General features: G+C 57.0%; 20 protein-coding genes. 10 read left to right on the top strand and 10 right to left on the bottom strand.

All coding sequences use genetic code 11. The annotated features are described in order from the left end of the window. The first annotated feature begins 75 nt into the window (after positions 1–75). Complete coding sequence (locus DTL42_RS17490) at positions 76–645, top strand: hydrolase (protein WP_114370326.1); 570 nt, start codon at positions 76–78, stop codon at positions 643–645. Positions 646–1300: 655 nt separating this feature from the next. On the opposite strand, the gene DTL42_RS17485 is transcribed toward DTL42_RS17490, so the two are convergent. Both DTL42_RS17485 and DTL42_RS17480 read right to left on the bottom strand, forming a co-directional pair. Continuing rightward, positions 1301–2242: a CHAD domain-containing protein gene (locus DTL42_RS17485; RefSeq protein WP_114370324.1), complete on the bottom strand. Its 942-nt coding sequence runs from the start codon at positions 2240–2242 to the stop codon at positions 1301–1303. A gap of 5 nt (positions 2243–2247) precedes the next feature. Further along, positions 2248–3891, bottom strand: a complete 1644-nt coding sequence (locus DTL42_RS17480) for a Ppx/GppA phosphatase family protein (protein WP_114370322.1) — start codon at positions 3889–3891, stop codon at positions 2248–2250. A gap of 197 nt (positions 3892–4088) precedes the next feature. Between DTL42_RS17480 and DTL42_RS17475 the strand changes: the two genes are divergently transcribed. From DTL42_RS17475 to DTL42_RS17465, 3 genes are all read left to right on the top strand, one after another. Then, complete coding sequence (locus DTL42_RS17475) at positions 4089–4583, top strand: SixA phosphatase family protein (protein ID WP_114370319.1); 495 nt, start codon at positions 4089–4091, stop codon at positions 4581–4583. A 387-nt stretch (positions 4584–4970) separates the two neighbouring features. Next, positions 4971–5984 (top strand): isocitrate/isopropylmalate dehydrogenase family protein, encoded by a 1014-nt coding sequence (locus DTL42_RS17470; protein ID WP_114370317.1) that lies wholly within the window; start codon positions 4971–4973, stop codon positions 5982–5984. Between the two features lie 279 nt (positions 5985–6263). Then, positions 6264–7631, top strand: a complete 1368-nt coding sequence (locus tag DTL42_RS17465) for a TIGR01777 family oxidoreductase (protein WP_114370315.1) — start codon at positions 6264–6266, stop codon at positions 7629–7631. Between the two features lie 7 nt (positions 7632–7638). On the opposite strand, the gene DTL42_RS17460 is transcribed toward DTL42_RS17465, so the two are convergent. Further along, positions 7639–8796 (bottom strand): hypothetical protein, encoded by a 1158-nt coding sequence (locus tag DTL42_RS17460; protein ID WP_114370313.1) that lies wholly within the window; start codon positions 8794–8796, stop codon positions 7639–7641. Between the two features lie 434 nt (positions 8797–9230). Between DTL42_RS17460 and DTL42_RS17455 the strand changes: the two genes are divergently transcribed. The 3 genes from DTL42_RS17455 (at position 9231) to DTL42_RS17445 (ending at position 12769) form a co-directional block, all read left to right on the top strand. Beyond that, a complete protein-coding gene (locus DTL42_RS17455; RefSeq protein WP_114370311.1) occupies positions 9231–10718 on the top strand; it encodes a deoxyribodipyrimidine photolyase in 1488 nt (495 codons plus the stop codon). A gap of 262 nt (positions 10719–10980) precedes the next feature. Continuing rightward, the gene (gene rpsU, locus DTL42_RS17450; RefSeq protein ID WP_105328512.1) at positions 10981–11178 is read left to right on the top strand and encodes a 30S ribosomal protein S21; all 198 of its coding nucleotides are present in this window, start codon (positions 10981–10983) and stop codon (positions 11176–11178) included. A 601-nt stretch (positions 11179–11779) separates the two neighbouring features. Continuing rightward, positions 11780–12769, top strand: a complete 990-nt coding sequence (locus DTL42_RS17445) for a DUF1559 domain-containing protein (protein ID WP_114370309.1) — start codon at positions 11780–11782, stop codon at positions 12767–12769. A gap of 116 nt (positions 12770–12885) precedes the next feature. Here the strand turns inward: DTL42_RS17445 and DTL42_RS17440 are convergent, their stop codons facing one another. The 5 genes from DTL42_RS17440 to DTL42_RS17420 all read right to left on the bottom strand — a co-directional run bounded on the left by DTL42_RS17440 (position 12886) and on the right by DTL42_RS17420 (position 19468). Beyond that, the gene (locus DTL42_RS17440) at positions 12886–13758 is read right to left on the bottom strand and encodes a hypothetical protein (RefSeq protein WP_114370307.1); all 873 of its coding nucleotides are present in this window, start codon (positions 13756–13758) and stop codon (positions 12886–12888) included. A gap of 11 nt (positions 13759–13769) precedes the next feature. Continuing rightward, complete coding sequence (locus tag DTL42_RS17435) at positions 13770–14441, bottom strand: SGNH/GDSL hydrolase family protein (protein WP_234824250.1); 672 nt, start codon at positions 14439–14441, stop codon at positions 13770–13772. 113 nt (positions 14442–14554) lie between these two features. Next, the gene (locus DTL42_RS17430) at positions 14555–15826 is read right to left on the bottom strand and encodes a Gfo/Idh/MocA family oxidoreductase (protein WP_114370305.1); all 1272 of its coding nucleotides are present in this window, start codon (positions 15824–15826) and stop codon (positions 14555–14557) included. Positions 15827–15987: 161 nt separating this feature from the next. Next, a complete protein-coding gene (locus DTL42_RS17425; protein ID WP_147274322.1) occupies positions 15988–18060 on the bottom strand; it encodes an AAA domain-containing protein in 2073 nt (690 codons plus the stop codon). Continuing rightward, positions 17990–19468 (bottom strand): MFS transporter, encoded by a 1479-nt coding sequence (locus DTL42_RS17420; RefSeq protein ID WP_114370300.1) that lies wholly within the window; start codon positions 19466–19468, stop codon positions 17990–17992. Before DTL42_RS17420 ends, DTL42_RS17425 begins: the two co-directional genes overlap by 71 nt. A gap of 348 nt (positions 19469–19816) precedes the next feature. Here DTL42_RS17420 and DTL42_RS17415 point away from each other — a divergent pair, with 348 nt between their 5' ends. From DTL42_RS17415 to DTL42_RS17405, 3 genes are all read left to right on the top strand, one after another. Then, positions 19817–20359 (top strand): DUF2760 domain-containing protein, encoded by a 543-nt coding sequence (locus DTL42_RS17415; RefSeq protein ID WP_114370297.1) that lies wholly within the window; start codon positions 19817–19819, stop codon positions 20357–20359. Between the two features lie 3 nt (positions 20360–20362). Further along, positions 20363–22150 carry an Hsp70 family protein gene (locus DTL42_RS17410; protein WP_114370294.1) on the top strand — a complete coding sequence of 596 codons (1788 nt, stop codon included), beginning with the start codon at positions 20363–20365 and terminating at the stop codon, positions 22148–22150. Between the two features lie 305 nt (positions 22151–22455). Next, the gene (locus DTL42_RS17405) at positions 22456–25305 is read left to right on the top strand and encodes a hsp70 family protein (RefSeq protein ID WP_234824249.1); all 2850 of its coding nucleotides are present in this window, start codon (positions 22456–22458) and stop codon (positions 25303–25305) included. Here DTL42_RS17405 and DTL42_RS17400 read toward each other — a convergent pair. Beyond that, positions 25276–25500, bottom strand: a complete 225-nt coding sequence (locus DTL42_RS17400) for a hypothetical protein (protein ID WP_114370291.1) — start codon at positions 25498–25500, stop codon at positions 25276–25278. The genes DTL42_RS17405 and DTL42_RS17400 overlap by 30 nt on opposite strands. After that, positions 25493–26080 (bottom strand): AAA family ATPase, encoded by a 588-nt coding sequence (locus tag DTL42_RS17395; protein WP_114370289.1) that lies wholly within the window; start codon positions 26078–26080, stop codon positions 25493–25495. The genes DTL42_RS17400 and DTL42_RS17395 overlap by 8 nt, the downstream gene beginning before the upstream one ends.

Raw genomic sequence — 26080 nt, 5'->3', positions numbered from 1 at the left:
CCCTGTATTGTGTCGCAAAATGACTTCAGCGGCTAGGAGCATCTGCTAACTCATGTTCGCCCTTGATTGCCTATCATGCCCGAACCAATTCATAATCCACTGCTAATGACCCCGCTAAACACGGCTTTGCTGGTCATCGATATGCAGGAAAAGCTGCTGCCGGCCATTGAAAAATCGGCGACCATCTTGTGGAATACTCGGCGACTCTTAGACGGAGCCGCTGTGTTGGAAGTTCCGATTCTGGGAACCGAGCAGTACCCCAAAGGGCTTGGTGCCACGGTTCCGGAACTAGCCGAGCGGATGGGAACCCTGCCCGAGAAACTCGAGTTCAGCAGTTGCCCCTGCCTGGCCGATCAACTGGCCACGCTAGCGCGACCAAAGATCTTACTGGCCGGCATCGAAGCGCATGTCTGCGTGCAGCAAACGGCACTCGACCTGGTGGCCATGGGTTACGATGTGCTGCTGGCAGTGGACGCTGTCGGCTCAAGATTTCGGCAAGACAAACGCATCGCCCTGCGCCGGATGGAAGCAAACGGTGTCACGCTGACCACCACCGAAGCCGTTTTGTTTGAATGGTGCCGCGTGGCCGGGACACCACAGTTCAAGCAAGTGAGCCAGTTGGTTCGCGAAACGCCCTCGGCGTAGTATTAACCGTTTCACAATTAGAATCGCCCCATTACCGGTGCCATGCCGTCCTCTTCGTCGGCATGCGTGTCTCAGCCATGTTGACAGCATTTCCCCCTCTGCCTAGCTTGAAGCCGGTAATCGCTTTTCAGATTGGTTGTCGATGCCTTCGTAAATGTTGCTTGGCGCTAGAAAGCCCCAAGGGGGCGGCCGTTAATAGCCAGGGGTGCAAGCCCCTGGAATAGGGCCGAACAAAGAACAAGCCCTGAAAGGGCGGTCGTCGCTTTGAACCGATGCCTTCGGTCGCCCTTCCAGGGCTCTGATTTGTTTTTCCACGCTTTTCCAGGGGCTTCCGCCCCTGGCTATTAACGGTCGCCCCTTCGGGGCTGCTAAGAAGCAGACGAAGAGCAGGGGACAACCAATCGCACACGAGCAACCCTTTCCAGGTCCTTCCTGGTAAGTCAAGCTGTGCCTGACGGAATCAGTCCAAGAACATGGGCAACCCTTCCCTGGTTGGTGTCAAAACAGCCTGACCTACGAAGCGGGGCGAAATTGGGTGCCATGCCGTCGTCTTCGTCGGCATGTTTTCTCTGCTTCGCATACTCACGAAGACGAGAGCATGGCACCCATAAATTTAGGCTGCAATCGTCGATTTGATCAACGGTGGCAGCGACGATTAGCTCTCGGCAACCGGCATTCCGAGGCCACCCAGAAAGCGGTCGAAGTGGTTCTTCAATTCGACCGCCCGCTCTTGCGTCCACCACACGCGGAACGCATCCGCTTTGCGATCGAACTGAGCCTTCTCGTGTTCGACCATGCGGAGCAGCACCGGCGGAAACTTCTTCGCCGAAGTTTGGGCCTGCCAACCTTCGATTTTCTCGATCGCCGTGTGATGGTCGTTGATCACGCCTAGCTTGGCCTGGACTTCTTCAAAGGCGGGATAAAGCTCTTGGCGGAAGCTGGGCGGAAAACCTCCTTCGACCAACTCCATCGCATAGCGCGCCTTCTTGCCTTCGATCCGCATCTGATGCAACGACTCAGGCGATTCGTTTAACAGTTGCGAGTAATGGAAGAACCGTACCATCATCGGTTCCAGCAAGGTAGGAGCGATCGTTTCCAACGTTTCTTCTTCGGCCACCTCTCGCCAGCGGATTCGCTTGACAAGTCCACGACACTCCCTGGCTATGTCCCTTTCACGGGCCCAACGATTAGCGTCGACAATGCTTAGCTGGGCACGCTTGCGCAGCTTTTGAAGATAGGCCAGAACTTCTTCCCGTTCTCCCTCGGCGAAATCGAACTTCGACTTGCGAATCCGTTTCTGAAAAACATCCAAATCACGCGCCGGGCAAGCGGCCTTGCGCAATCGTTGCGTGGCCTTTCGCAAGCTGGTCAAGCGTTTCAAGGGAAGCAGCAAAGCAAAAAGCTGCAGCGCCGACTGGGTTCGTCGCGCCCAGGTTCGCAAATGGTGGACGTGCTCGACGTCTTCTTTCCACTTCTTAGCAGCCAACGGCAGGCACTCGAGCATCCGCGTCGACCGAGTCGCAATCGCTGCACGAGCCACCTCAGAGATCGCGTGGCCTGGCTCGAAGTCTTCCAGCCACTTGCCGTTGTTTGCCATGAAAATTAACTCAGTTCGTTCGGGACGCTGCCAGGCGTCGGGCGGTGAAGCCCAAAGCGGATGTCGGTATTAAATGCCTTACAAAACAATTCAGTACGCGATCGAGCTGCCCACAAATCGACTTCCGGATCGCCGGTGGCTTCGACAGAAACATAGATGTGATCCGGCTGGGCAACGACTTCCACTTGGGAAACCTGTTGCCGATGACTTCGATCGAGCGCCCCGGCCAAACGTAAAATGGCCGCCAATTGCTTGACTCGCAACTGATCATTGTCGCTCAAACGGGTGAAATTTCCATGCTTCTTTTTTGGATTCGCCCCCCGATGATACCGAGCCACGTTGGCGACAATTTCCAGAGCATACCGCGAAAAGCCCGGCAATTGGCTGTTCAAGATCAAGCTGTAACTATGCTTGTGGTGTTTTTCGTAGTTGATCAAATAGCCCACATCTTGCAGCATCGCCGAGGCGAAGATCGTGTCGTCGTCGGTCTCTTTCAACTGAAAGATGGGGGCCAACTGGCGAAACAAGCTGACTGCCAACAAAGCGACGTGCTTGGTGTGAATCATATCGACGCCGCAACTGCGCGAAAAAGCTTCCATCGCTTCCAGACGGCGCTGTTCTTCGGCAGCCGCCTTTTCGCTCCCCAACCCTGGCTGCAAATCTTCGATCATCGAAAGCATCAAGCCGTCGCGAATACCACGATCGTGAATTCGCAGCATGTTCACATCCAGGCGGTGCATCAGCCGGTCGATCACCGCGATGCCAGCCACGATAATGTCAGCACGGTCGGCACTGAGCCCGGCCAGTGATTTTCGCTGCTTGAGGGTCATCTTGCTAAGCTGATCGAGCATGTGGCTCACGTCGGCGCGATGCACGCGGTAGCCCCATTCCACCTGGCCAACTTCCCCCCGCTGCATCATCAACATGCTGGCCAGCGTGGTGAAGGTTCCGCCGGTGCCAAACAATACCTGGGGAATAAACGGGCGTTTTTTTACCAGCGTTTTCAGCTCTTTATCGATCCCGGCGATCAACCGTTTAAAACTATCGGGCGTGGTAAAAAGCTCGTCGTTAATACCAAACTCTTCCGTTACCCGCACACAGCCAAGATTGGTCGGAAAGATCTCTTCGACGTGCCCACCGCAAGCGTAAACAATTTCGGTACTACCACCGCCAATGTCGGCGATGGCCACGTTCATGTCGCGGATATCGAAGGCCTGGGCGACGCTCTTGAAAGCCAATTGCCCTTCCATTTGCGACGAAATTACTTCGATCTCGATCCCGACCTCTTCCTTCGCCCGGCGGCAAAACTCTTCGCCGTTGCTGGCCTCGCGCACGGCACATGTCGCGATCGTGCGGATGTTATCTACCCCAAACCCTTCGGCGATCTTCTTAAAGCGACGCAGCGCCGCCAGAGACAACTCGATCGCCCCTTCGTCCAGGCAGCCGTTCACCGCCAAGCTGTGCGCGAGGCGGGTCGACTCGCGTTCCTCGTCCAAGACGCGATAATCGAAACCTGGCAAAATCTGCGCAACCACCAGCCGCATACTATTCGAGCCAATATCAATCGCGGCCACGCGGGCTTGTTCTTCGTAATTCGAGGGCAAAGCTTCCAGTGTCTCGCCAGGTGCTTCGGAAGGGTGTTGACTCATGTTGATTGCATTCTCACGTCAAAAGTTCGAAGGGGCACATACCCCTAAGCGAAACAAAGAGGCACAATGGGGCAGCGGGCTGGCCGTTCGCGCGAATGGATTCGTTGCAGGCAAAACGTATGTCGCCAACCGGCCCCGGCTTGGCCAGCGTCCCCGAGCATGGCCAGCCACCTTAACACAGCAAGAAGGGCCCACGCATGAAACGAATGATCCTGATGCGGCACGCGAAGAGTTCTTGGGAAGATGATGTAGCCGATTTTGATCGCCCCTTAAATCGTCGAGGAAACCGCGATGCTCCACGCATTGCCGCAGCCCTGGCCAGCCTGGGTTGGAACCCCGATATCGTGGTTCACTCGGCAGCCCTACGAACCACCCAAACCTGGCAATTAATGGCCAGCACCTTTCCCAAAGTTCGCCAGGTGGTCTCCTCGAAATCTCTCTATCACGGATCGCCCAACGACATCCAGGCCGCCGTCGATAACCTGCCGGAAGACTGTCAGACTTCCTTGATCATCGGCCACAATCCTGGTTGGGAATTAGCGGTTAGTCAATTGTCGAATCAAAACCAGCGGATGACAACCGCCAACGCCGCCTTATTTGCCAACGAAACTTCGGATTGGCGAAACTTACTACGCCCAGGCCAGGCTTGGCAGCTAATCACCGTGCTACGCCCCAAAGAATTGAGCTTGTGACGCAGCTTGGATCCTCCCCAATATAAGGGAATACAGCGCCGCCCAACCTTTGCGCAAGAAGTTTCGCAAGGGCAACCATAACCCCCCACAGACTAACCTTCCCGCCCGCAAGCAAAATCTTCGGACACGAAAAAGATGCCTCTTCCAGGTGACTAACGGCAACGCAGATACCACAAAGAAGCTCTAGCGGCGGATTGCCAGTCCTTTCCTCAAGGTCGGTAAAAACGCTTCGTCGGGGAATATTTCGTTTCGCTCGACAACCGGGCCTTGGATCGTATCTTTAATAATAGAAGCACCTTACAACTCACTCAGCGAAATACTTTGGTCCCTCGTTCGGGGACGTATCGCGCGTGGAAGGCTTTCCGCATTGCGCAGGAGATTGTTTTCATGTCTCATCAAGTTTGTCTCCTTTCCGGAGATGGTATCGGCCCCGAAATCACCAACGCCGTGCGTGAGGTCATTGCCGCAACCGGTGTCGAGATCGAATGGATCCCATGTGCAGCCGGGCTCAGTTCGTACGAAGCGACGGGCGATCCCTTGCCGCAAGAAACCGTCGATAACATTCGCCGCACCAAATTCGCATTAAAAGGCCCTTTGGCGACCGCCAGCGGAACCGGGTTTCGGAGCGTCAACGTCGCGCTGCGGAAAGAACTGCAGCTCTATGCGAACTACCGCCCAGCCAAAACTCTCCAAGGCGTGCCAGCCCCCTTTAAAGATGTCGACTTAATCGTCGTGCGTGAAAACACCGAAGGGTTGTACAGCGGGCTAGAGCACACCGTTGTCCCAGGCGTGGTCGAAAGCTTACGCGTCATCACAGAAAAAGGCTCGCGGCGGATTGCCAAGTTTGCCTTTGAAACGGCTAGAAGTCATGGTCGCAAGAAAGTGACCTGCATTCACAAGGCCAACATCTTAAAGCTTAGCGATGGGCTGTTTCTCGATACGTGCGAACGGGTTGCTCTGGACTATCCTGATATCGAGTTCGATCAGTGCATTGTCGACGCCGCCGCGATGAAGATGGTGATGAACCCGCATCAGTTCGATGTGCTGGTGATGGAAAACCTGTTTGGCGATATCCTCTCGGACTTGGCCAGCGGCTTGGTGGGTGGCTTGGGCGTGACGCCCAGTGGCAACCTGGGCGAAGACGCTGCCGTCTTCGAGGCCGTGCATGGCACAGCGCCTGATATTGCCGGCAAAAACCTGGCCAACCCGACCGCGCTGTTGTTGAGCGGCACCATGATGCTCAAGCACATGGGAGAAACCGCCGCCGCTGAGAAAATCGAGGCCTCTTTGTTCCGTGTGCTGGCAGAAGGAAAAACCTTGACTGGCGACATGAAAGGCAGTGCCTCGACCACCGAGTTCGCCGATGCCATTATCGACCAACTCGACAGCGTGACCGTTTAACGTCACCGAAGCGCTCACAACACCCAAGTAGGGTACGCTGTGCGTACCGAAATCTTGAATCGGTTGTATAGCAATTGCCTCTCGCAAGCGATAAATACGGAAACGTTAACGCGAGGTCTTGGTACGCTCAGCGTACCCTACGGTTGCTCCCAAAGTTTTTTTGCCGCGCGTCCTGCATGCTGCGGCAACATACCCCACGCTTGCTAAAAATTGCGTGTTAACCTCGCGTTTCCTGTGCGGTTACCGTTCAATTGGAGGCATCTTGTCGGAGCATTGGGCATGTTTACGTTTCGCAGCAAACTTCCGGTGACGGTCGACGCGGCTTTTCGTTGGCACCAGCGGCCTGGGGCACTCGACCGGTTGATCCCTCCCTGGGAAAACGTCCGGATAGAGCAGCGGGCCAATTCGATCGAGCCCGGTAGCCGCGTGGTGATGCGGATGCGTCTAGCAGGCTTTCCCATTCGCTGGGTTGCCGAACATACCGAACTGCAGCCGAACGACTACTTCCGCGATCGTCAGGTTTCTGGCCCGTTTGCCCGTTGGGAGCACACCCACCGCTTCTCCCCGGTCGACGGCGATCACTGCGTGCTACAAGATGAGGTCGATTACCAAATCCCTGGCGGTTCGCTCGGTCAGCGATTCGGCAAGTCGCAAGTGGAACAAATGTTGCTTCAGATGTTCCGCTATCGTCACGATACGACCACCTTCGACCTCATCGCCCATGCCAAGTACCAGGAACGTCCCACCATGAAAATTGCCATCACCGGAGCGAGCGGCCTGGTTGGTTCGCAGCTTGCGCCTTTCCTTTCGACCGGCGGGCACGAAGTCGTCGAAATCTCGCGCAGCGCCGGCCCGCATACCATTCAGTGGGACATCAAAAACCAACAGATCGACACCACCGCGTTAGAAGGTCTCGATGCTGTCATTCACTTGGCTGGCGAAAGCATTGTGGGACGCTGGACCGAGCAAAAAAAACAGGCCATTCGCCAGTCGCGCGTGGCAGGCACCAAGCTAATCAGCGAGTCGTTGGCCAAGCTGAAAAACCCACCGAAGGTTCTCGTGTGTGCTTCGGCGATGGGTTTTTACGGCGATCGCGACGACGAAATCTTGACCGAAGAGGCGCCTCCGGGGCAAGGTTTTCTGCCTGAGGTTTGCCAGCAATGGGAAGCGGCTGCCGATCCGGCGCGGGAAGCTGGTATACGCGTGGCCCACGCCCGTCTCGGCATGGTGCTTAGCCCTAAGGGAGGCGCGCTCGCACAGATGCTAACCCCCTTCAAGTTCGCCCTGGGGGGCCGAATCTCCAGCGGCAAACAGTATTGGAGCTGGATCTCGCTCGACGACGTGGTTGGCGGTTTGCATCACCTGGTGATGAACGATGCGATTCACGGACCGGTCAATCTTAGTTCTCCCAAGCCGGTCACCAACCAAGAGTTTACCAAGACACTCGGGCGCGTCCTCTCGCGCCCGACACCATTCCCGGTGCCCAAATTCGCCCTGCACATGCTGCTGGGTGAAATGGCCGACGACCTGCTATTGGCCAGTTGCCACATGCAGCCCCAGGTCTTGGAAACCACCGGCTACACCTTCCGCGACGGCCAGCTCGAACGTTGCCTCCGCCGCTTGCTGGGGCGGCAGGAACCGAATTAACAGACGGCTAGTCCTCGTCATCCCAATTTTGGTTTTCTTCGTCTTGGTAGGTGCGTGTCCAGATATCCGCTACGACCGGGTCGCTGACCGATTTTTTGAATTCCCACTTGTGAGTCGCACTTCCATTTCCGAGTTCGATCATATTGCGGAAGACTTCCTGCGGCGATCCTTTTCCCAGAGCGGTCCGTAGTTCCCCGAGACGCTTTTCCCACGCCGTCTGCTGGGCAATATCTTCGTCGTCGAGATCTTCCTCTTCGATTTCCATGTGGTGCACAGGAAAGTAATCTTCGTCGTAAAGATTCAGCAGCTCTTCCGCGGTCATCTTGTGATGAACCACCACGCCGTAATTTTGCAGATAGTCCCACTGGAAAGAATCGAGCTCTGCCTCTTTGCGATACCTTTTCAGTACACGTTCCTTCTGAAATTCGGCAATCGCCAGCCTCCATTGCATTTGAGTTTGCTGGACCATCTGGTCGGTGCACTCCTGGCCATCAAGATCCGCAATGCGGCGTACCTCTTGTTCGGTTGGGCCACACCGCTCGATTCGCCAGTCCATTTCCGCGGCGTATTCTTTCTCGAAGAAGGCTGGGAAGTCTTCTTTTGAAACCAGAATTGCTCCTTCGCGCGGAGCCTCTTGCTGAAATTTCGCAACCATATCGGCCAGCGATTCGTCCGGGAAAAACTTGTGCGTCGAATGGGGCGGGGAATCCATCCCATGGTATTTGACGAGCCCAAACGTCCAGCCGGTACCGTCCTCGAACTTACGGACGATGTCGCACCAAACGTTGAGCATCGGATGGGAATAAACCACCCCGTAAGTTCGCGTCGATTCATCCACAAACACCCGCATTTGGGCCGCGATTTCGTCGATGAAGTAGTCTTCCAGCTTGATAAAACCAAGGCTCTCGAATTCGGCGCAGTATTCCTCGAACGCCTCACGGTTTTCACGCGGCACCCAATCGTCTTCGTCTTCCTCTTCGCTAGGCTCTCGCTTGCGCAAGTGAATTCGAAACGGAGGAACACCTCCTGCGAATGCTTCTTTCATCGCGTCGGCAAACTTTTTGATCCAGTTGCCGAACTTCCACCGAATGAAATAGTACACAAACACGACGAGCAACAAGAATGCAATGAAGAACCCAGCAACGATTTTCAGGAAGAGCACCATGATACGTGGCCATCTCGGAAGAGAGAAAAAGGAGGATTGCGAAGTGACGGCCAAAATACCAATCCAAGATAGAGATTTCCAGTAATTCCCCGAAATTCTCCCAACTTTGAAACAATCACCGGCTGCTGCGTTGCCACGCGATGACAACTGGTAAGCGTGTAAGCAAACTCTGGTGCGTCAAGAAGCACCCTACGAGGTTAGCCCGCAACAAATACTCAACCCAAAATTGGGTGCCATGCTCTCGTCCGCGTGAGCATGCGAAGCAGAGAAAACGCATGCCGACGAAGACGACGGCATGGCACCCGCTTGGTCTGTTCAGGCAAGACAATCCACCGAGCAAGTTCTGACCTGGCAGCAGTTAACCAGGCCCAGCCTGCTGCGGTTGTGCTAAGTTGATCGTACTCACTTTTCATTTCCGCAAGCAGGGATCGCCCATGTCAGCCGAACTCTGGCAACTTCGCATCCAAGAGGCCAATCAGGCCGACGTCAACACCGACGGCAAATATGTGCTGTACTGGATGATCGCCAATCGACGGACCGAGTGGAATTTTTCGCTTCAACGGGCGGCCTGGTGGGCAGAAAAACTGAAGCGGCCGCTGGTAATCTTCGAGGCCCTCCGGGTTGGTTACCCCTGGGCGAGTGACCGGCTGCATACGTTTGTTTTGCAAGGCATGCGCGACAATCTTTCTGCCCTGCAAGACGCACCGGTCGCTTATTATCCGTATGTCGAACCGAAAAAAGATGCCGCCAAAGGTCTGCTCGAAGCGCTTGCGGCGGATGCCTGCTTGGTGGTGACGGACGACTTTCCTTGCTTCTTTTTGCCCCGCATGGTCGCCGCGGTCGGCAAGAAGCTGCCAGTGAAACTTGAAACGATCGACAGCAACGGGCTGTTACCCATGCGGGCCGCGGATCGCGACTTCCCCCGCGCGCACAGCTTTCGCCGCTTCCTGCAAAAAGAATTGCCCCAGCACCTGGCGAATACTCCGCGAGCGAATCCACTGAGTGGCAAATCGTTTCCCGCCGCCGACCGGCAGCTTATCGCGCACGTCCTTAAAAAATGGCCCGCCATCGATGCCGATACGTTAGCCGCCCCCGGCGAGTTTCTGGCTGGCTTACCCATCGATCACGAGGTTCGCCCGGTCGAAACCTGTGGTGGCAGCCAAGCCGCTCGTCGGCAGTTGAAGTGGTTCCTCCAAGAAGGGCTGCCCCGTTATGCCGAACAGCGCAACGATGTCGAAAGCGAATGTGCCAGCCAACTCTCGCCATACCTACACTTCGGCCACCTCTCGGCCCATGAAGTGTTTTACAAACTGACACAGCAAGAGAAGTGGGAGCCAGACCAAATCAGCCCCAAGGTAACCGGCTCGCGCGAAGGGTGGTGGAACATGAGCGAGGGGGCAGAAGCATTCCTCGACGAGATCATCACCTGGCGCGAACTGGGCTATAACATGTGCCACCTGCGCGACGACTACGACCAATACGGCTCGCTCCCCGATTGGGCTCAAGCCACGCTGGCAGAGCACAAAGCAGACGAGCGCGAGCACGTTTACACGCTTAAGCAGTTCGAGCAAGCCCAAACCCACGATCCCCTTTGGAACGCCGCCCAGCGGCAACTGGTGCGGGATGGCCGCATCCACAACTACTTGCGGATGCTGTGGGGCAAAAAGATCTTGCACTGGACCAATACACCTCAGTACGCAGCCCAGGTCATGATCGAGCTGAACAACAAGTACGCCCTGGATGGTCGCAACCCGAATAGCTACAGCGGCATCTTCTGGTGCCTCGGCCGGTACGACCGGGCCTGGGGGCCAGAACGGGAAATTTTCGGCAAGATCCGCTACATGACCAGCGATAGTGCGATGCGAAAACTAAGCTTGAAAGGGTACTTAAAAGAGTACGCCGCAGGGCAGCTGTTCGACTAACGGCCTACCGTAGGGGGAAAAACCGGCCCAAATTCAACGCATTTTGCCCATTCTAACCAAAGTTTCCCCAAGAAAGCCCATTCTCGGGGGCGATTTTTCCTAAATGGACTAGATGCACCGCTGGCCCGGGCGGTATATTACTTGCTTGCCTTTAAGTTCATGCTGCGTTCTAACAGGACGCGCGTTTTTCAATACACGATTTTTACGGCGGCCTGGGCTGCACGCCGAACTATCAACCCATAAGGAAGTCTTTAGGTAACCAATGGTTAAGGTACTCGTTCGCGACAGGGAATCCATTCAAGAAGCAGTTCGTCGGTTTGGTAAGTTGGTCATGCGTAGCGGTCTCAAGAAAGAGATGCGCCGCCGTAAATATTACGAAAAGCCGAGCGACTTGAAGCGTCGAGCCCGTCTGCGTGCCGAACGCCGTTCGCTGAAAGAAAAGCTGTTGGTCCAAGACTAGTTTCCGCTTTCCATCCGGCAGGTTTCATTCTGCTGTAGATGGGTGCCATGTTCACGTCTGCGTGAGCATGCCAAGTGGAAGTGCTGTTTTGCAGCCCAAAACAAGTCAACGAAAAACGCCTGACTCAACCGGTCAGGCGTTTTTTGTTTCTTGACGACTACGCCTCAACTGTACCCCTCACTTCAGAGCAGGGCTGCTCTCGTTGCCCACGCCAGGGATTTGTATTAGGTTGTGTCCGTCGTAACTTCGTAGGGTAACGAACTCAATGGGTGCCCAAACAATCAGGTGCCCCAAAACAATTGGGTGCCATGCTCTCGTCCGCGTGAGCATGCGAAGCGGAAAAGAGCATGCCGACGAAGGCGACGGCATGGCCCCCATCCGCTCAATGCGTCAAGACGCAGTCGACGAAGTTAGTCAAACCTGAACCAATGGGTGAATTCTGGTGAGATCCCAGAGCTGGTCCGCAACGGTAATGCCTTTCTATAGGAAGGCGAGTCCGATCCCCAACCTTGATCGTGATTCCTCCCCGAGACGGGACCTTCGCACCTCTGCTGAGTTGGGGGCGAACGGCTGAACTGCAAGCTCAGCGAAAGATGTATCGATGCCTCCCCATTCCTTGCGTGGTATCCGGCTGGGATTCACGCTGGTCGAACTTCTGGTCACGATCGCCATCATTGGCATCTTGATTGCCATCCTGCTTCCTGCCGTCCAACAAGCACGCGAAGCGGCGCGGCGGATGCAATGCCAGAACAACCTCAAGCAAATCAGCCTGGCCACGCACCTGTATAACGACACCTACCGGGCGTTACCGTTGGGTGGCTACGGCGGCGGCCTGTACAACACCAACATGGAGAACCTGCCCAACGCGATCAAGCGTCGCCAGGTCAGTTGGGGGACGGCGCTGCTGCCGTACGTCGAGCAAAGTGCCCTCTACGATCAGTTCGATCAAACCCTGTGGTACACGCAAACGCCCAACCAGGCCCTGGCTCAAACGCAGCTTACCGTCTTCGTTTGTCCCTCGAACCCGAATGCCGAGCAAGGCAAGCCGAACGGCGACATCCCCAAATCCACCATCTTGTACGGGCGAAGCGACTACGGCGGCAACAACGGCGAACGTGGTTTGCGGTGCAAGCCGGAATCAGCCACCGGGGCCTGCCAGAACAATTACGGGAGCTCCGATAAAAGCCCGCGTGGCCCGGTTCATGTGAGCCTGGCCGGCAGTCCCAATATCGCCATGAAGCACATCACCGACGGCAGTTCGAACACCATTTGGTGCGGTGAAGCCCCCAACTCGCTGCACGGGCTCTGGGCGGGGCACAAAAACCTATTCGATCAAAGCGCTCCCCTTAACTCCCGCATTGGCGATAAAGAACCTTGGCGCGATGTGGTCTGGCAATCGTGCGCCCCTTCCTTCGGCGAAGTTGGCACCATGAAGTGCGACTACGGACAAGAATTCCACAGCTTCCACCCCGGCGGCTGCCTCTTCGCGTTCATGGACGGACATGGCGTCTTCATTGCCGAAACGGTCGACCACAAAGTCTTCTCGGCCCTGCTGACCTACAAAGGGGGCGAAGTCGTTTCGGACTATTAAAACGAACCGCACCCCAACCCAAAAATGGGTGCCATGCTCACGCCGCGTTAGCATGTGAAGCAGAAAAGAGCATGCCGACGAAGACGACGGCATGGCTCCCGATCTGGCTAGGCCAACTAAAGCGAAACAAACCGCAATTGAATGTCGTTTGTGGTCTTGCTCTGGCAGATGTACAAGATGCCGAAGCTATCACAGTCTTGCTTTGGCCCAATCACCATTGCCAGCGTGCGAGCTTCCTCTTCCGACAACGGTTGGGCTTGCCACAGTAGCTCGTGAGGACAATTGGGCTGCGGATAGATAGTGGGAACCGTGGCCAGAATGGTTAAATCATGCCAAGCCTCGTTCGCGACATCATGCGCTGGAATGTAAGGTGCAGGTCCGAGAGAAATCCCCAGGGGCGTCAAAAAGAATGGAAGATCAAGCAGTTGCTGATCGCTGAAGATCTCTTCGCATTGAAGCTGCGTCCCTTCATCCTGTTCGTAGAAGTCCCAACCGCTAGGATACGAGGGCACCTCGATCGGGGCGTGGCCATACAGACGAGCTTCATTCCCAGCAGGCCCAGACTCCCAAGCATCAAGACAATCGACCCAGCGATAGGCAAACTCGTCCGCACCTTCGCCAAACACTTGAATCGCCACGTAGTTGCCGTGATATTCACTGGCTCCCCGTAAATCGATTTGGGCCAGGAAATGGAGGCGTTTTCCACTCTTTCCGCTCGGCCAAGCGGTGACGCCCTGATGCACTTCGCTGCCACCAACATAGGTGCCACACTCGTTCGATGCGGCAGGCTCCGTAGCCAACGGAAAGATGGCCAGCGGCAAGGACGGGCCAGAAAGCAACTGCGGCGGTAATCGCCGCCGCATCTCGCTCAGCAGCAAAAAGTCATATGGTCCTTTGACCGTGTTGATCGCCAAATAGTTCAACGTGGCGATATGAGCGTTGACCAAAGCCACTTCCTGCGAGGAAAGAAGCGGCGATGCAGGCTTCATCGCGGGTTCCCTTAGTTCGCCAGGTGGGGCTCAAGGGCTTTCGCCCAGATGACGTAGCCGGCGTCGGTCATGTGCAGGCCGTCTTTCTTGAACAGCTCTTTGCGCGGCTTGCCATCTTCACCCAGCATCGGGGCGTCGATGTCGATGAACTCGCAGTTCTCGGTCTTAGCACATTCTTCGGCGATTAGCTTGTTGGTGCCCCGTACCTGGTCGATCATTTTCCAGCGAGCAATGCTCGGCTTCACCGCGATATATAAGATTTTGGTTTCAGGTAGCTGCTGATGGATCTTCGTTTCGAACTCTTGGAAGTCTTCTAAGATTTGCTCTGGGGTGTACTTCGCGGCGATATCGTTGTCGCCAGCGTACACGACGACCGTGCGTGGCTGGTACGGCAACACAATCTGATCGGCATAATAGACAGAGTCTTCCAGACGCGAACCACCGAAGCCGCGATTGACGGCGTCGAGTTCAGGGAACGACTTCTTTAAATCCCACATCCGAATGCTACTGCTGCCGACAAAAACCACGCCCCCTGGCTGCACCGGATGCTTTTGGTCCGCCGCTGCGAACTTGTCCATCTCCTTCTTCCAACGTGCAATGCTCTCAGGCACTTTGGCATCTTCAGCTAGGGACATCGTCGTCAACAAAACAACCAGAGCGAGGCTAACAAATGAGCGAAACATGGCAGGGGGCCTTCGAGAGGGGAGGAAAGGAAGGAGGGCGTTTCGATTATAACCAAAAAGAAAGGCGGGACCGAATCGATCCCGCCTTCCCAGGTTGGCTTTCGTGGGGCCAATCAGCCAAGCACGTACGGTGCGCGATGAGCCCGTTGGGTCATCTCGGCGGCTTCGTTATCTCCTGAGATCTTTTCGGTAACCGGATCCCAGACAAGCTTCCGCTGCAAACGGCAAGAGATGTTGCCCAAGTGACAAGCGGTTGCCGTGCGGTGACCGATTTCGACATCGCAAATCGGTTTCTCGCGGGTCACAATGCAGTTGAGGAAGTTCTTATGGTGGCTGTTGCTTTCGTACAGCTGAATATCGGAATCCTTCAGTTGGATCGCTCCGATCTCTTCCGATGACGGCTTGAACACGCCACGATTGACGTAGATCTCGCCTTTGTCGCCGATGAAGCGGGTGCCCATCTTAATATCTTTTTGCCCCTGGCCGACGATCATCTTCACGCCGTCGCCGTAATCGTAGGTGATCCGGCAAGCTTCCGGCACTTCGTGATAACCTTCCGGGTGGAACTTTACTTCTTCGGCATAAACCGACAGCGGGCCGCTATCGTCTTTGCCAAGCCCCCAGTGGGCGATATCAATATGGTGAGCTCCCCAGTTGGTCATCTGACCGCCGGAGTAGTCCCACCAGAAGCGGAAGTTGTAGTGAACTCGCTTTTCGTTGTAAGGACGAACCGGAGCAGGGCCGAGCCAATAGTCGTAGTTCAAATTCTCTGGCGGTTTGCTATCGGCAGGCAACTTGCCGGGGTCGTTGGCATCGGCCAGACCAACATGCACCGTGTGGACCTTACCGATATAGCCGTTCCGAACCAGTTCGCAGGCCCGGTGAAATTCTTTCGACGAACGCTGCATCGAACCGGTTTGCACAACCCGCTTGTTCGCTCGGGCTGCTTCCACCATCTTGCGGCCTTCGTTAATCGTCAGCGAAAGAGGCTTTTCGCAGTAAACGTCTTTGCCTGCTTCACACGCATGAATGGTCGGAATCGCGTGCCAATGATCGGGCGTGCTGATCACGACGGCATCGATATCCTTACGATCGAGCACTTGGCGATAGTCGCCGTAAACGTCGCACTTTTCTTTCTTATCGCGAACCCGCTTACCAGCCGCTTCGGCCCGCTGCGAATCGACATCGCACACGGCCACGGCGTTGTCCATGAACTTGCCCAGGTTGCCGTTACCCATTCCGCCCACACCAATGTGCCCGGTCAGAATTCGTTCGTTAGCACCAAACGCAGTCGAAGGAATAAACAGGGGCGCCGTCGCCAATCCGGCCACCACGCTCGATGTCTTCAAAAACTGACGTCGCGAGACGCGATTACGAGCACTCATCTATTTTCCTTGTTAGGTAGGCAATCGAAAGCGGTAGGTTTTGCGCACGTCCCATAGCCGCCAGGGAAAAACCCAGCCGCAGAGACAAGTATCTAATGATACCTGAAATTGGTTTCGAGGCAAAGCAATACTATGCCCCGCTAAAGACCACTTACCGGCTATCAGTCCATTTCTTCCCACACCGTATGATAGCCGTCGACCGACTCGGTGTACTGTAAGAACCGTTCATAAAACGAGTTACCGCCGATCGTCGAGCTATCTCCCACGACAATCAGCTTGCGGCGGGCCCGCGTCAGGGCGACGTTCATCCGGCGAGTATCCAACAAGAAGCCAATTTCGCCGTTGGTATTCGAGCGGACAAGCGAGATGATCACCGCTTCGTTCTCGCGGCCTTGAAATCCATCGACCGTGTCTGCTTCTACCCCGGCAGGCAGCAAGTTCCGCAGCCGCTGCACCTGGGCGGCATAGGGGGAAATCACCGAGATTGCTTCCGGCAGCAGGCCTGCTTCGATGAGTTGCTGCACCTTCTTGGCCACAAACCGGGCCTCGGCATCGTTGGCCCGGCTGCCGGTCGATTCGTCTTCTTCTTCCTGAAAGTCGGCCCCCGCCGTATCAAAGAACTGCCACGGCTTCGGGTCGACATAAACCTCGTCCCCTAGCAGCGGCTGCAAGTCGTGGGCGGCGACGGTGTCGTCGGCTTCCAATTGGCAGCCGTAAAATTCCTGGCTGCTGAATTCCATAATCGACGTGTGCATGCGGTACTGACGCTGCAGCAAGCGGGCCACGCTCGGCGCCTGCCGCACGATCCGCTCTTGCATGCTCTCGGCAAACCCTTCGGCGGCCGCTTCCTGCGAGAGAATCGTCGGCGGAAGTTGGCAGTGATCTCCCGCTAAGATCACCCGCTGTGCCCGCGAAAGCGGAATCCAACAAGCAGGCTCCACCGCCTGACAGGCTTCGTCAATCACCACGGTCTCGAAGCGTCGGCCTGCGAGTAGATCGTCATCGAACCCAGTCAGTGTCGTGCATAAGACTTCCGCCCCGGAAAGAATTTGATCGAGCGTTTGCCGCTGCAAACGTTGGGCGTCGTCGAACAAGGCTCGCGCTTCTTCGCGCAGCGCCGATCGCTCGCCGGGTGCTGGTTTGGCCCGCGTGTAACGGCCGGCACTACGCATCTTCGCTTGCCCTTCACGAATCAACTTCTCGGCCAGCTTGGCATCGGGGTGGGCCCGGGCCAGGTAGTCGAGCGTACCATCGTGCAGCGATTCGGAAACGCGGGCCGGATGCCCCAGGCGGACCGCTTTCACCCCTTGCGCAAGCAGCCGCAGCATTAAGTTGTCGACCGCCAGATTGCTCGGCGCGCAAGCCAGCACGCGCTCGCCCCGATCGACCAAGGCCCGAACTAAATGGGCCAGTGTCACCGTCTTGCCGGTCCCTGGCGGGCCATGAATCACCGCCAGGTCGTTGGCCTGGAGGGCGTTTTGCACGGCTGCCCACTGCGAATCGTTCAGTTCGCGCGAACGCTCGGGAAGCCTTGCCGTCGAATCGAAGCTGGGTTGGGCTTCCCCTAGCAGCACATCGCGCAACTCGGCCAAGCGATTCCCCTGAGCACTGGCAGCCCGCTTGAGCGCGAACTCCATCCGGCGGCGGGTGACTTCGTCGTTGCTGGGAATCAACGTGAAAGGATCGTCGTCGTTTTCCAGAAAGTCCTGCGTGACGACCTCAATCGAACCATCCCGCACCGAGGCCACTAGCCCGCGAATCTGGTTGTTTTCGATATCTTGCAGCAACACCGGCGAACCGCTGCGAAAGCGATGGGGCGGCAACGAGGCCCCTTGGGTTTTGGGGCGAAACTGGCAAATCACCCGTCCCGCCAAGGCCGACCACTGTTCGTGCAGCTTCAACCCCTTGAGCGATCCTTCTTGCCGTTTCCCCTCGGCCAATCGCTGCGACTCTTCCTTCGCTTCGACCTGCATCCAGCGGCGAAACTTCTCAAACAGAGGGGGCCACTCGATTTTATCAGGCTCGTAGAACGCGTCGACTTCCGGCAACGTCTCGCGCAAGGTCTTCACCGCGCGGCGGGCTCGATCTTCGTCGATTTCGACAGAAGCCTGGCGGCGGATTAGATCGATCGCGCCGATTTCTTTGCCGGGAACATCTGCTTGCTCAATCAGCAGCTTGAACAACTGGTTGCGGTTGGTCCCCGGAGGGAGCCCCCGTAAATGGATCCGTGCCATGGTTTGCGTTGGGAAGGTTCGGGTGCGTATGAGGTGAGGCGATGTCTTTGCGTTCGGCTGGCGGCGTCGCAAAGAAGCATGCCACGGCCTGAACGAAGAACATGGTAGCAAACAACCACAGCACTCGGTCGTAGTTGCCCCAATATTCTTTCCCGACACTCATCAAATAGGGCCCTGCTGCGCTACCCGCCACGATGGTCATCATCTGGAAGCCTTTAATCTTCCCCAGGTGAGCCCGACCGTAATAACGCGCCAGCAGCGAGTTCGACCCCGCCCCCGAGATCCCTTGAGCCATGCCAAACATGACCCCGTATACGCCTGCCATCCACACCGAGTTGATCGACCAGTATGTCAGCACGCCCACGCCCAGCATGGTCGAGCCGATCGCCAGCAAGTAATTCAACTTGAAACGGTCAGCCAGAATTCCACCGAAAAACTGGCACAGGGCCATGCTGACCGCCATCGATAAAAAGACTACCTGGGCGTCTTCTTCCGTCAAACCGCGCAGTTCAATGAACGGCACCACCATAAACATCAACGCCGTGCCAATCATTCCCCACATCGTCATGAACGAAAGCACGATCCAAAACGAACGGGTTTGCAGGGCATCTCCCAGGCTCAATTGCGGCAACAAAAACAACTTACCGGGATCGTGCGGCTGGCCATCTTCGCGCACGCCCCGCTTGTCGCCGTCCGGCAGCTGGCCGATCTCTTCCGGGTGATTGCGATAAATGAAGATCAGAATCGGAAACATGATCAGCCACACGCCTACCCCCAGGGCAACATAAGCTTGCTTCCACCCCAGTTCGTTGATCAAAAAAATCGTGATGATCGGAAAGGTGCCGAATGCGATGGGCGCCGACAAGTTTCGAATGCCGTTGGCAAAGCCCAGCTTTCGCTGAAACCACATATCGGCCGTGTTGGTCGCCAAGAGTGTGAGCGAACCTTGCCCCAAGGTCCGGATCGCCAGGAAACCAATAAACAGCGTGTAAAACCCTTGAACCTGCGACATGAACATGCAGGCCATCCCGAACAAAGCCACCGTCACGGTGATTGTCCGACGCAAGCCCCACCGGTCGGCAAGAGCCCCAATCCAGGGGACCGGAAACGCCGCCAAGATTGTCCCCAACAGATAGGCGGTGGTGACCGTCACCATCTCGGCATCGATCAGTTCTTTGGAAAGGACCACTGCTTGGCCCGGATGGGCTTGTTGAAACGTGGCAGTGGCCAGCGTGGTGGCAATGTATTTGTTGAACAGGGCCACACCGTAGGTCTGGCCAGGGCTGGTGCAATACTGCGTGAACATCGCCACGCCCAGCATCACCCAGCCATAGAAAAACGGTGTCGCTTGAACGATCGGGTCGCGACGGACAGAAGCTGCCTCAAGCGAGGCGGCGTCGGTGGCCATGATGAAGGGTTGCCTGAATCAATTTTCTCGAAGCGAAGCAGACAACAAACGGCCTGCGCGGAGTCATATACTATCAACGGCTCCCCAGTCAGGAAACATCTAATGGCGATTCGGTTCACCGTATTTTCTAGCATGAAACATTGCCCCCGTAAGCCTTTTTAGCAGCGGCATTCTCGCCACCCCGCTTGGGCCAATTGCAAGCCTCACCGCTTACCGATACGTTGGAACATCTAAGACACCCAGGCGGGTGTGAATTTAACAATCAATCATCGTCGATCAGGTGCGATGTTCATGTTCCGGTGAGCATTGCCGCCAGGGTAGATGTTATTTCAACCAAGTGTGAAGTGAATGGGCCGTATCGGGTTAGCTTTCAAGCTGTTTTTTCAAATTCTATTTAATTCTGATGTAGCCAAGCGGGCGGAAACGTTGTCGTTGCCGGCTCCTCCGAAAGAGGAAAGCAAGCAAGCCACGCCACCTCCGCCCCCACCCAAACCGAAGCCAGCTGCTCCGCAAGGGATTGATGCGTTGGTGCTGCTAGCAACTTTGCAGCGTGAGGCCCGCTTCTTGGACCTGTTCCAGGAAGACCTTTCGGAGTACGAAGACGCCCAAATCGGCGCCGCCGTCCGCGACGTGCAGCGCGATACCAAAGCGACGCTCAACCGGTTGTTCGCCATCCAGCCGGTACGTGACGAAGAAGAAGGCAACCGCATTGAATTGCCTGCCAACATCGATGCCGTCGAGATTCGCCTGGTTGGCAACGTACAAAACGAGAAGCCTGCCGGTGGCACGCTGGTGCATCGCGGCTGGAAAGCCACCAAATGCGATGTTCCCAAGTTCAACGGTACCTTGACCCAGGCCCAAGTGCTGAACCCTGCCGAAGTGGAGGTATAGTCGATGAGCGCGAAATATGTCGTTGGCATCGACCTAGGCACAACCAACAGCGTGATCGCCGTGGCCGATCTGGAAGCGGAAGCCCCGGTGGTCGACCTGGTCGAGATTCCGCAGTTGGTTGCCCCCAGCACCATTGAAAGCCGCAAGTCGCTCCCTTCGTTCCTGTACTTGGCCACCGAGTCCGACCAGGCCGGAGACAAGCTGGAACTTCCTTGGGGGGCGGATCAAAACTACGCAATCGGCGAATGGGCCCGGCGTCAGTCGGCGGATACCCCCGATCGCACGGTTGGCGGGGCCAAGAGTTGGCTTTCGCATCACAAAGCAGACCGGCAAGGCAACATCTTGCCTTGGAATGCCCCCGAAGAAGTCGGCAAGGTTTCTCCCGTGGAAGCTTCCCGCCGCTACTTACAACACCTGGCCGCCGCCTGGAACAACGCCCATCCCGAACATCCGCTGGCCGACCAAGCCGTGGTGCTGACCGTACCGGCGTCGTTCGATGCCAGTGCCCGAGAACTGACCCGCGAAGCCGCCGTCGGTGCTGGCCTACCGGCTGACTTCACCCTGCTGGAAGAACCGCAAGCCGCCGTTTACTCGTGGCTCGGCCACATGGGCGATAATTGGCGCAAGGCTTTAAAGGTTGGCGACAAGCTCCTGGTTTGCGACGTGGGTGGTGGTACGACCGACCTCACACTGATCACCGTCGAAGAAGAGCAGGGGGAGTTGATCCTCAAGCGGATGGCGGTCGGCAATCATCTGCTCGTGGGCGGCGACAACATGGACTTGGCCGTCGCCTTCCATGTGGCGGAGTTGTTCAAGGAAAAGAACGTCACGCTCGATCCTTGGCAATCGGTCTCGCTGTGGCATTCGTGCCGCGCCGCCAAAGAAGACCTGCTCCGCGAAGAAGGTCCCGAGAAGCACCCTGTCAGCATCTTGGGACGTGGCAGCAAGCTCATCGCCAAGACGGTGTCAGTCGATGTCGAACGCGAGCCGATCCAAGCGATGCTGCTGGAAGGTTTCTTCCCACAGTGTGCCGGCAGCGAAAAACCGCAGCGTGGGTTCGTTTCTGGCTTTCAGGAACTGGGGCTTCCGTTCGAGTCCGACCCAGCCGTCACGCGGCATCTGGCCGAATTTCTGGCCGTGCATGCCGAAAAAGCGGGCAGCCCGATCAACCCCACCCATGTACTGTTCAACGGTGGCGTCTTCAAAAGCGAATCGTTCCAGACGCGCTTGATGGAAACACTCGCCGCGTGGCAACCCGAACAACCTCCGCAGCGTTTGGAAGGTCCGCACGACCTCGACTACGCCGTGGCTCGCGGGGCGGCGTTCTATGGTTGGGCGAAAGAGAAGGGGGGCATTCGCATTCGGGGCGGAACGGCCCAAGCCTATTACGTCGGCATCCAAACCTCTGGCCTGGCCATCCCTGGCGCCCCCCGTCCGCTGCACCTGTTGAACGTCGTGCCGATTGGCATGGAAGAAGGGACCGAGACCGACGTCCCCAGCGCCGAAGTCGGCCTGGTGGTGGGCGAAACCACCAAGTTCCGCTTCTTCTCGTCTCCTAGCCGCAAAGACGACAAGCCTGGTCAAATGCTCCAGCGCTGGGACGAAGCCGAAGTCAGCGAAACCGACAGCCTGGAAGCCAACCTCCCGCGCGACGATAAGATCAACGAGCCCTACGTGCCGGTGACCTTCCATAGCAAAGTCACGGAGCTGGGGATGCTCGAATTATGGTGCGTCAGCTCCAAGACCAACGGCCGCTGGAAGCTAGAATTCAACGTCCGCGAAGAAGATTAACCACCTGTAAGATCAAACCGCATGTAGGGTGCGTCTTGACGCACCAGAACCTGCCCAACCGGCAAACCTGAATCGACCGCGTGGCAACGCAAGCACCTCGATAAGCCGCAACTCAGCAGCGCACGATATTTTGCGTTACCACGCTTTGGTACGTAGTTCTACGTTTTGCCAGGGCTTGATGCATCAAGACGCACCCTACGAAAATAATGTACGACCAAACTCGCCGCATCTCTCCCTTATCTGGTCCCCTCGCCCCTGAGGGGAGAGGGTTAGGTTGAGGGGCTGCTCAAGATCGCCCCAACAACATGTCCATCGTCCAAGCAACTTCCGCCGCGCCAACTGGCCTCGAAGAAGAACTCCCCAGCCGTTACCTCGTCGGCATCGATCTCGGCACAACCAACTCTGCCGTCACGTTCCTCGATACGCACCACGAAGGTGCCGCCATCGAAACGTTTCTCGTGCCGCAGGTAATTGCCCCGGGTCAGGTCGAAGCGCGGCCGACGCTTCCTTCGTTCCATTATCAAGCAGCTCAGAACGAGTTCCCACCTAGCTCGCTGAAGTTGCCGTGGAGCAAAGGGGACGAATCCAGCACGGTCGGCACCTTTGCCCGCGATCACGGTACGAGTGTGCCAGGCCGCATGATCAACTCGGCCAAAAGCTGGCTCTCGCATTCCGGCGTCGACCGCACCGCCGCTTTGCTTCCTTGGCATGGCAGTGCCGACGTCGAGAAGCTTTCGCCGGTCGAAGTCAGCAGCCGCTACTTGAAGCACGTCCGCGCCGCCTGGAACGCCCGCTTCAAGCAAGAGCCGCTGGAGAAGCAAGACATTGTCCTGACGTTGCCGGCGTCGTTCGATGAAATTGCGCGCGAACTGACGGTGGAAGCCGCCAAACAGGCTGGCCTCAAGCGAGTCGTGCTCATCGAAGAACCGCAAGCCGCTTTTTACGATTGGCTGGCCAAGCACGCCGACACCTGGCAAACGCAAGTTTCTCCTGGGCAAACCATTTTGGTCTGCGATATCGGCGGCGGAACGAGCGACTTCACCTTGATCCGGGCCCGCGCTGGCGACGAAGACCTCGTTCAGTTTCACCGCGTGGCGGTGGGCGAGCATTTGATTCTCGGCGGCGATAACCTCGACCTGGCCCTGGCCCATTACCTGGAAGGCAAACTTTCGCCGAAAGAGAAGCTGCCAGCCGATCGCTGGTCGATTTTGGTGCGCCGTTGCCGCCAAATCAAAGAAACGTTCCTCGGCCCCGAAGCTCCAGAATCGCAAACGGTCAGCCTACCGGCGATGGGCTCGAAGCTGATCGGCGGAGCGCTGCAGTGCGAAGTCACCCGCGACGAAGTCCACCAGGTGTTAGTCGAAGGTTTCCTGCCGGCCAGCGGCTTGCACGAGACACCGGAGATGCGCACGTCCGGCTTTCAAGAGTTCGGCCTGCCGTACGCCCCCGACGCGGCGATTTCCAAGTGGCTGGCTTATTTTCTACGAACGCACCACGAAGTCATCGAAGAGGAAAGCCGTCATCCGAGCGGCGCCGTGCGGCCTGACCTGGTGCTATTCAATGGCGGCTTCTTCGAGTCCCCCGTCTTGAAACAGCGGCTGCTGGAAGTGCTCAGTAGTTGGTTCCAGCAAGAGGACCCCACCTGGCAACCCACCTTGCTCGAAAACGCCCACCTCGATCTGGCCGTGGCCCGTGGTGCCGCCTATTACGGTCAAGTTCGCCGTGGCACCGGCGTGAAGATCACGGCCAACCTGGCCCGCACGTACTATATTGGCGTCGGCTCGACCACGTCAGGCGAGGCCGAAGCAATGTGCCTCTTGCCGGCCACAACCGAGCCAGGCCAAGAGATCGACCTGCAGCACAACTTCCAACTGCGCGTTTCCGAACCGGTCGAGTTCCCGCTGTTTGTTTCCAGTACCCGTTTGATTGATAAGCCGGGACAATTGGTCCCGATCGATCCACAGCAGATCAAAGCGTTGCCGCCGATTCGCACTGTTTTGCGGGCCCGCCGCCGCAGCGAAGCCGAGACCATCCCCGTTCATCTGCACGCCAAGCTGACCGAGATCGGCACCATCGAGCTTTGGTGCGGCGAGGTCGATTCCGATCGCACCTGGCGGCTGCAGTTCGACATCCGCAGCGCCACGCAAACCGATGTCGCCGCCCATGAGTCGGCCCGCGAAGCGGAAGGGATGCTCGACGAATCGCTGTGGAACGAAGCGGCCAAGTTGCTCGACGAGACCTTCGGCGACAACCCGGTCCGCAAGCCGCAGCAGCTGATCAAAGATTTGGAAGCAGCCCTCGAGATGCCACGCGATGCCTGGCCGACCTCGCTGTTGCGGCGGATGTGGGAACACCTGATGGACCTTGCAGCTGGCCGCAGCAAGAGCCCGACCCATGAATCGCGGTGGCTCAATCTGACCGGCTATTGCTTGCGCCCCGGCTACGGGCTGGCCTTGGACGATTGGCGCGTTTCCGAAACTTGGAAGTTACTGCAAGGCAAAGTGCTGCACAACGACGACAACTGCCGCAATCAGTCCCTCATTCTCTGGCGGCGCATCGCTGGCGGCTTGAATCGCGGGCAACAACTGGCCGTCGCCGAGCCTCTTTTGCTCGCCACGCGGGTGATGCACAAGCGAATGACCAGCGGTGGTGGTGGCACGTCGACCGCTACGTTCACGCCGCAGCAAGCGATCGAAGCGTGGCGTCTGCTGGGGAGCCTCGAACTGCTAGGCGCCTCAGAAAAAACTGAGATCGGCCGGATGCTGGTCGATTTGCTGGGGAAGAAGAAGCTGGAACCAGCCCGCGGCGCGATGGGGTGGACGATTGGCCGCCTGGGCACGCGCGTTCCCGTTTACGGTCCGCTCAATACGCTCGTTCCGAAAGAGATCGTCACCAAGTGGTTGGATGTGTTCCAGCAGCAAAAGACAACCGACCGCGCCGACCTGTTGGCCGTCATGCAGCTGGCCCGCAAAACAGGCGACCGTTACCGCGACCTGACCGAAGCAACCCGCTCGGCAGCCTCCCAGTGGCTAGAACGGGAGAAAGCCCCCGAACACTGGGTCCGCATCGTCCGCGAAGGTGGCCAACTGGACGAAGAAGAGCAATCGCAAATTTTCGGCGAGAGCCTACCGACCGGCCTCACGCTGGTCCGCTGAACCGTTGGCTTCCTCCTGCCGCAGCGCAGCGATGTCGATGAAGTCTTCAATCTGATCGTAAGGGATATGCCGCACCTGGCCGTCGATCTCCGTAATCAGCGGCGTTTGGGTGCGCTGACAGGTTTCGATCACCGAGAGCATCGCCACCCGGAATCCGGAGGCAGCTTTCTTCGCCATTTCGCTTTTCTCAGGCATCACGGCTTCTTTCCACACTGTTCTTAAAAGTGTCCAAGGCGGTCTTATCGTAAACGGTTATCGTGTCGTTCACCGTTTCGGCAATTAACTTAGGAGGAATGATCATCGCGTTATATAGTTGCCAAGAGTCCACTTCTTTAGCATACCACTGCCAAAAATTCCGCACTCCTGAATGATACCTACGGCGGATGTCCGCTTCCGGAATATTGTGCCCTCCTTGCTTCACGCGGTTGGCAACGCGGGCGATGGCGACTTCTTCGCTGGGCAGCCACAGAAAGAAGAGGTGAATCTGGTACCCGGCTTGTTTCATCGCCTGAAATCGCCGGAGATAGGCTCGCCCAGAAAGGGTGGTCTCGAAGCTGAAGTTTTCCCGTTGGGCGGTTAATTCATCGATCCGCTTGAGCATTAGCTTCCCTGCCGCGAAGTTTTGCGACTCGGGATCGAACGGGGCCAAACCGGCGGCAATCAGGTCAGCATTCAGAAACTGCTTGCACTGCACAAACTCGGGCAGAAACTTCGTGGCGAAAGTCGTCTTGCCGGCACCATTTGGCCCAGAGATCACATAGACATTGCGCGACAT

Origin of the sequence: Bremerella cremea, from assembly GCF_003335505.1 — a bacterium.
Classification (GTDB): Bacteria; Planctomycetota; Planctomycetia; order Pirellulales; family Pirellulaceae; genus Bremerella; species Bremerella cremea_A.
Note: the sequence above shows the minus strand (reverse complement) of the source record. Positions and strands in the feature narration are given on the sequence as shown.

Excerpts from the sequence above, each read along its gene's own strand:
- DTL42_RS17445 (WP_114370309.1), top strand. The coding sequence starts at position 11,780 with ATGCCTCCCCATTCCTTGCGTGGTATCCGGCTGGGATTCACGCTGGTC.
- DTL42_RS17440 (WP_114370307.1), bottom strand. The coding sequence starts at position 13,758 with ATGAAGCCTGCATCGCCGCTTCTTTCCTCGCAGGAAGTGGCTTTGGTC.
- DTL42_RS17465 (WP_114370315.1), top strand. The coding sequence starts at position 6,264 with ATGTTTACGTTTCGCAGCAAACTTCCGGTGACGGTCGACGCGGCTTTT.
- DTL42_RS17420 (WP_114370300.1), bottom strand. The coding sequence starts at position 19,468 with ATGGCCACCGACGCCGCCTCGCTTGAGGCAGCTTCTGTCCGTCGCGAC.
- DTL42_RS17410 (WP_114370294.1), top strand. The coding sequence starts at position 20,363 with ATGAGCGCGAAATATGTCGTTGGCATCGACCTAGGCACAACCAACAGC.
- DTL42_RS17460 (WP_114370313.1), bottom strand. The coding sequence starts at position 8,796 with ATGGTGCTCTTCCTGAAAATCGTTGCTGGGTTCTTCATTGCATTCTTG.
- DTL42_RS17490 (WP_114370326.1), top strand. The coding sequence starts at position 76 with ATGCCCGAACCAATTCATAATCCACTGCTAATGACCCCGCTAAACACG.
- DTL42_RS17415 (WP_114370297.1), top strand. The coding sequence starts at position 19,817 with ATGGGCCGTATCGGGTTAGCTTTCAAGCTGTTTTTTCAAATTCTATTT.
- DTL42_RS17425 (WP_147274322.1), bottom strand. The coding sequence starts at position 18,060 with ATGGCACGGATCCATTTACGGGGGCTCCCTCCGGGGACCAACCGCAAC.
- rpsU (WP_105328512.1), top strand. The coding sequence starts at position 10,981 with ATGGTTAAGGTACTCGTTCGCGACAGGGAATCCATTCAAGAAGCAGTT.
- DTL42_RS17485 (WP_114370324.1), bottom strand. The coding sequence starts at position 2,242 with ATGGCAAACAACGGCAAGTGGCTGGAAGACTTCGAGCCAGGCCACGCG.
- DTL42_RS17395 (WP_114370289.1), bottom strand. The coding sequence starts at position 26,080 with ATGTCGCGCAATGTCTATGTGATCTCTGGGCCAAATGGTGCCGGCAAG.
- DTL42_RS17435 (WP_234824250.1), bottom strand. The coding sequence starts at position 14,441 with ATGTTTCGCTCATTTGTTAGCCTCGCTCTGGTTGTTTTGTTGACGACG.
- DTL42_RS17400 (WP_114370291.1), bottom strand. The coding sequence starts at position 25,500 with ATGCCTGAGAAAAGCGAAATGGCGAAGAAAGCTGCCTCCGGATTCCGG.
- DTL42_RS17480 (WP_114370322.1), bottom strand. The coding sequence starts at position 3,891 with ATGAGTCAACACCCTTCCGAAGCACCTGGCGAGACACTGGAAGCTTTG.
- DTL42_RS17470 (WP_114370317.1), top strand. The coding sequence starts at position 4,971 with ATGTCTCATCAAGTTTGTCTCCTTTCCGGAGATGGTATCGGCCCCGAA.
- DTL42_RS17430 (WP_114370305.1), bottom strand. The coding sequence starts at position 15,826 with ATGAGTGCTCGTAATCGCGTCTCGCGACGTCAGTTTTTGAAGACATCG.
- DTL42_RS17475 (WP_114370319.1), top strand. The coding sequence starts at position 4,089 with ATGAAACGAATGATCCTGATGCGGCACGCGAAGAGTTCTTGGGAAGAT.
- DTL42_RS17455 (WP_114370311.1), top strand. The coding sequence starts at position 9,231 with ATGTCAGCCGAACTCTGGCAACTTCGCATCCAAGAGGCCAATCAGGCC.
- DTL42_RS17405 (WP_234824249.1), top strand. The coding sequence starts at position 22,456 with ATGTCCATCGTCCAAGCAACTTCCGCCGCGCCAACTGGCCTCGAAGAA.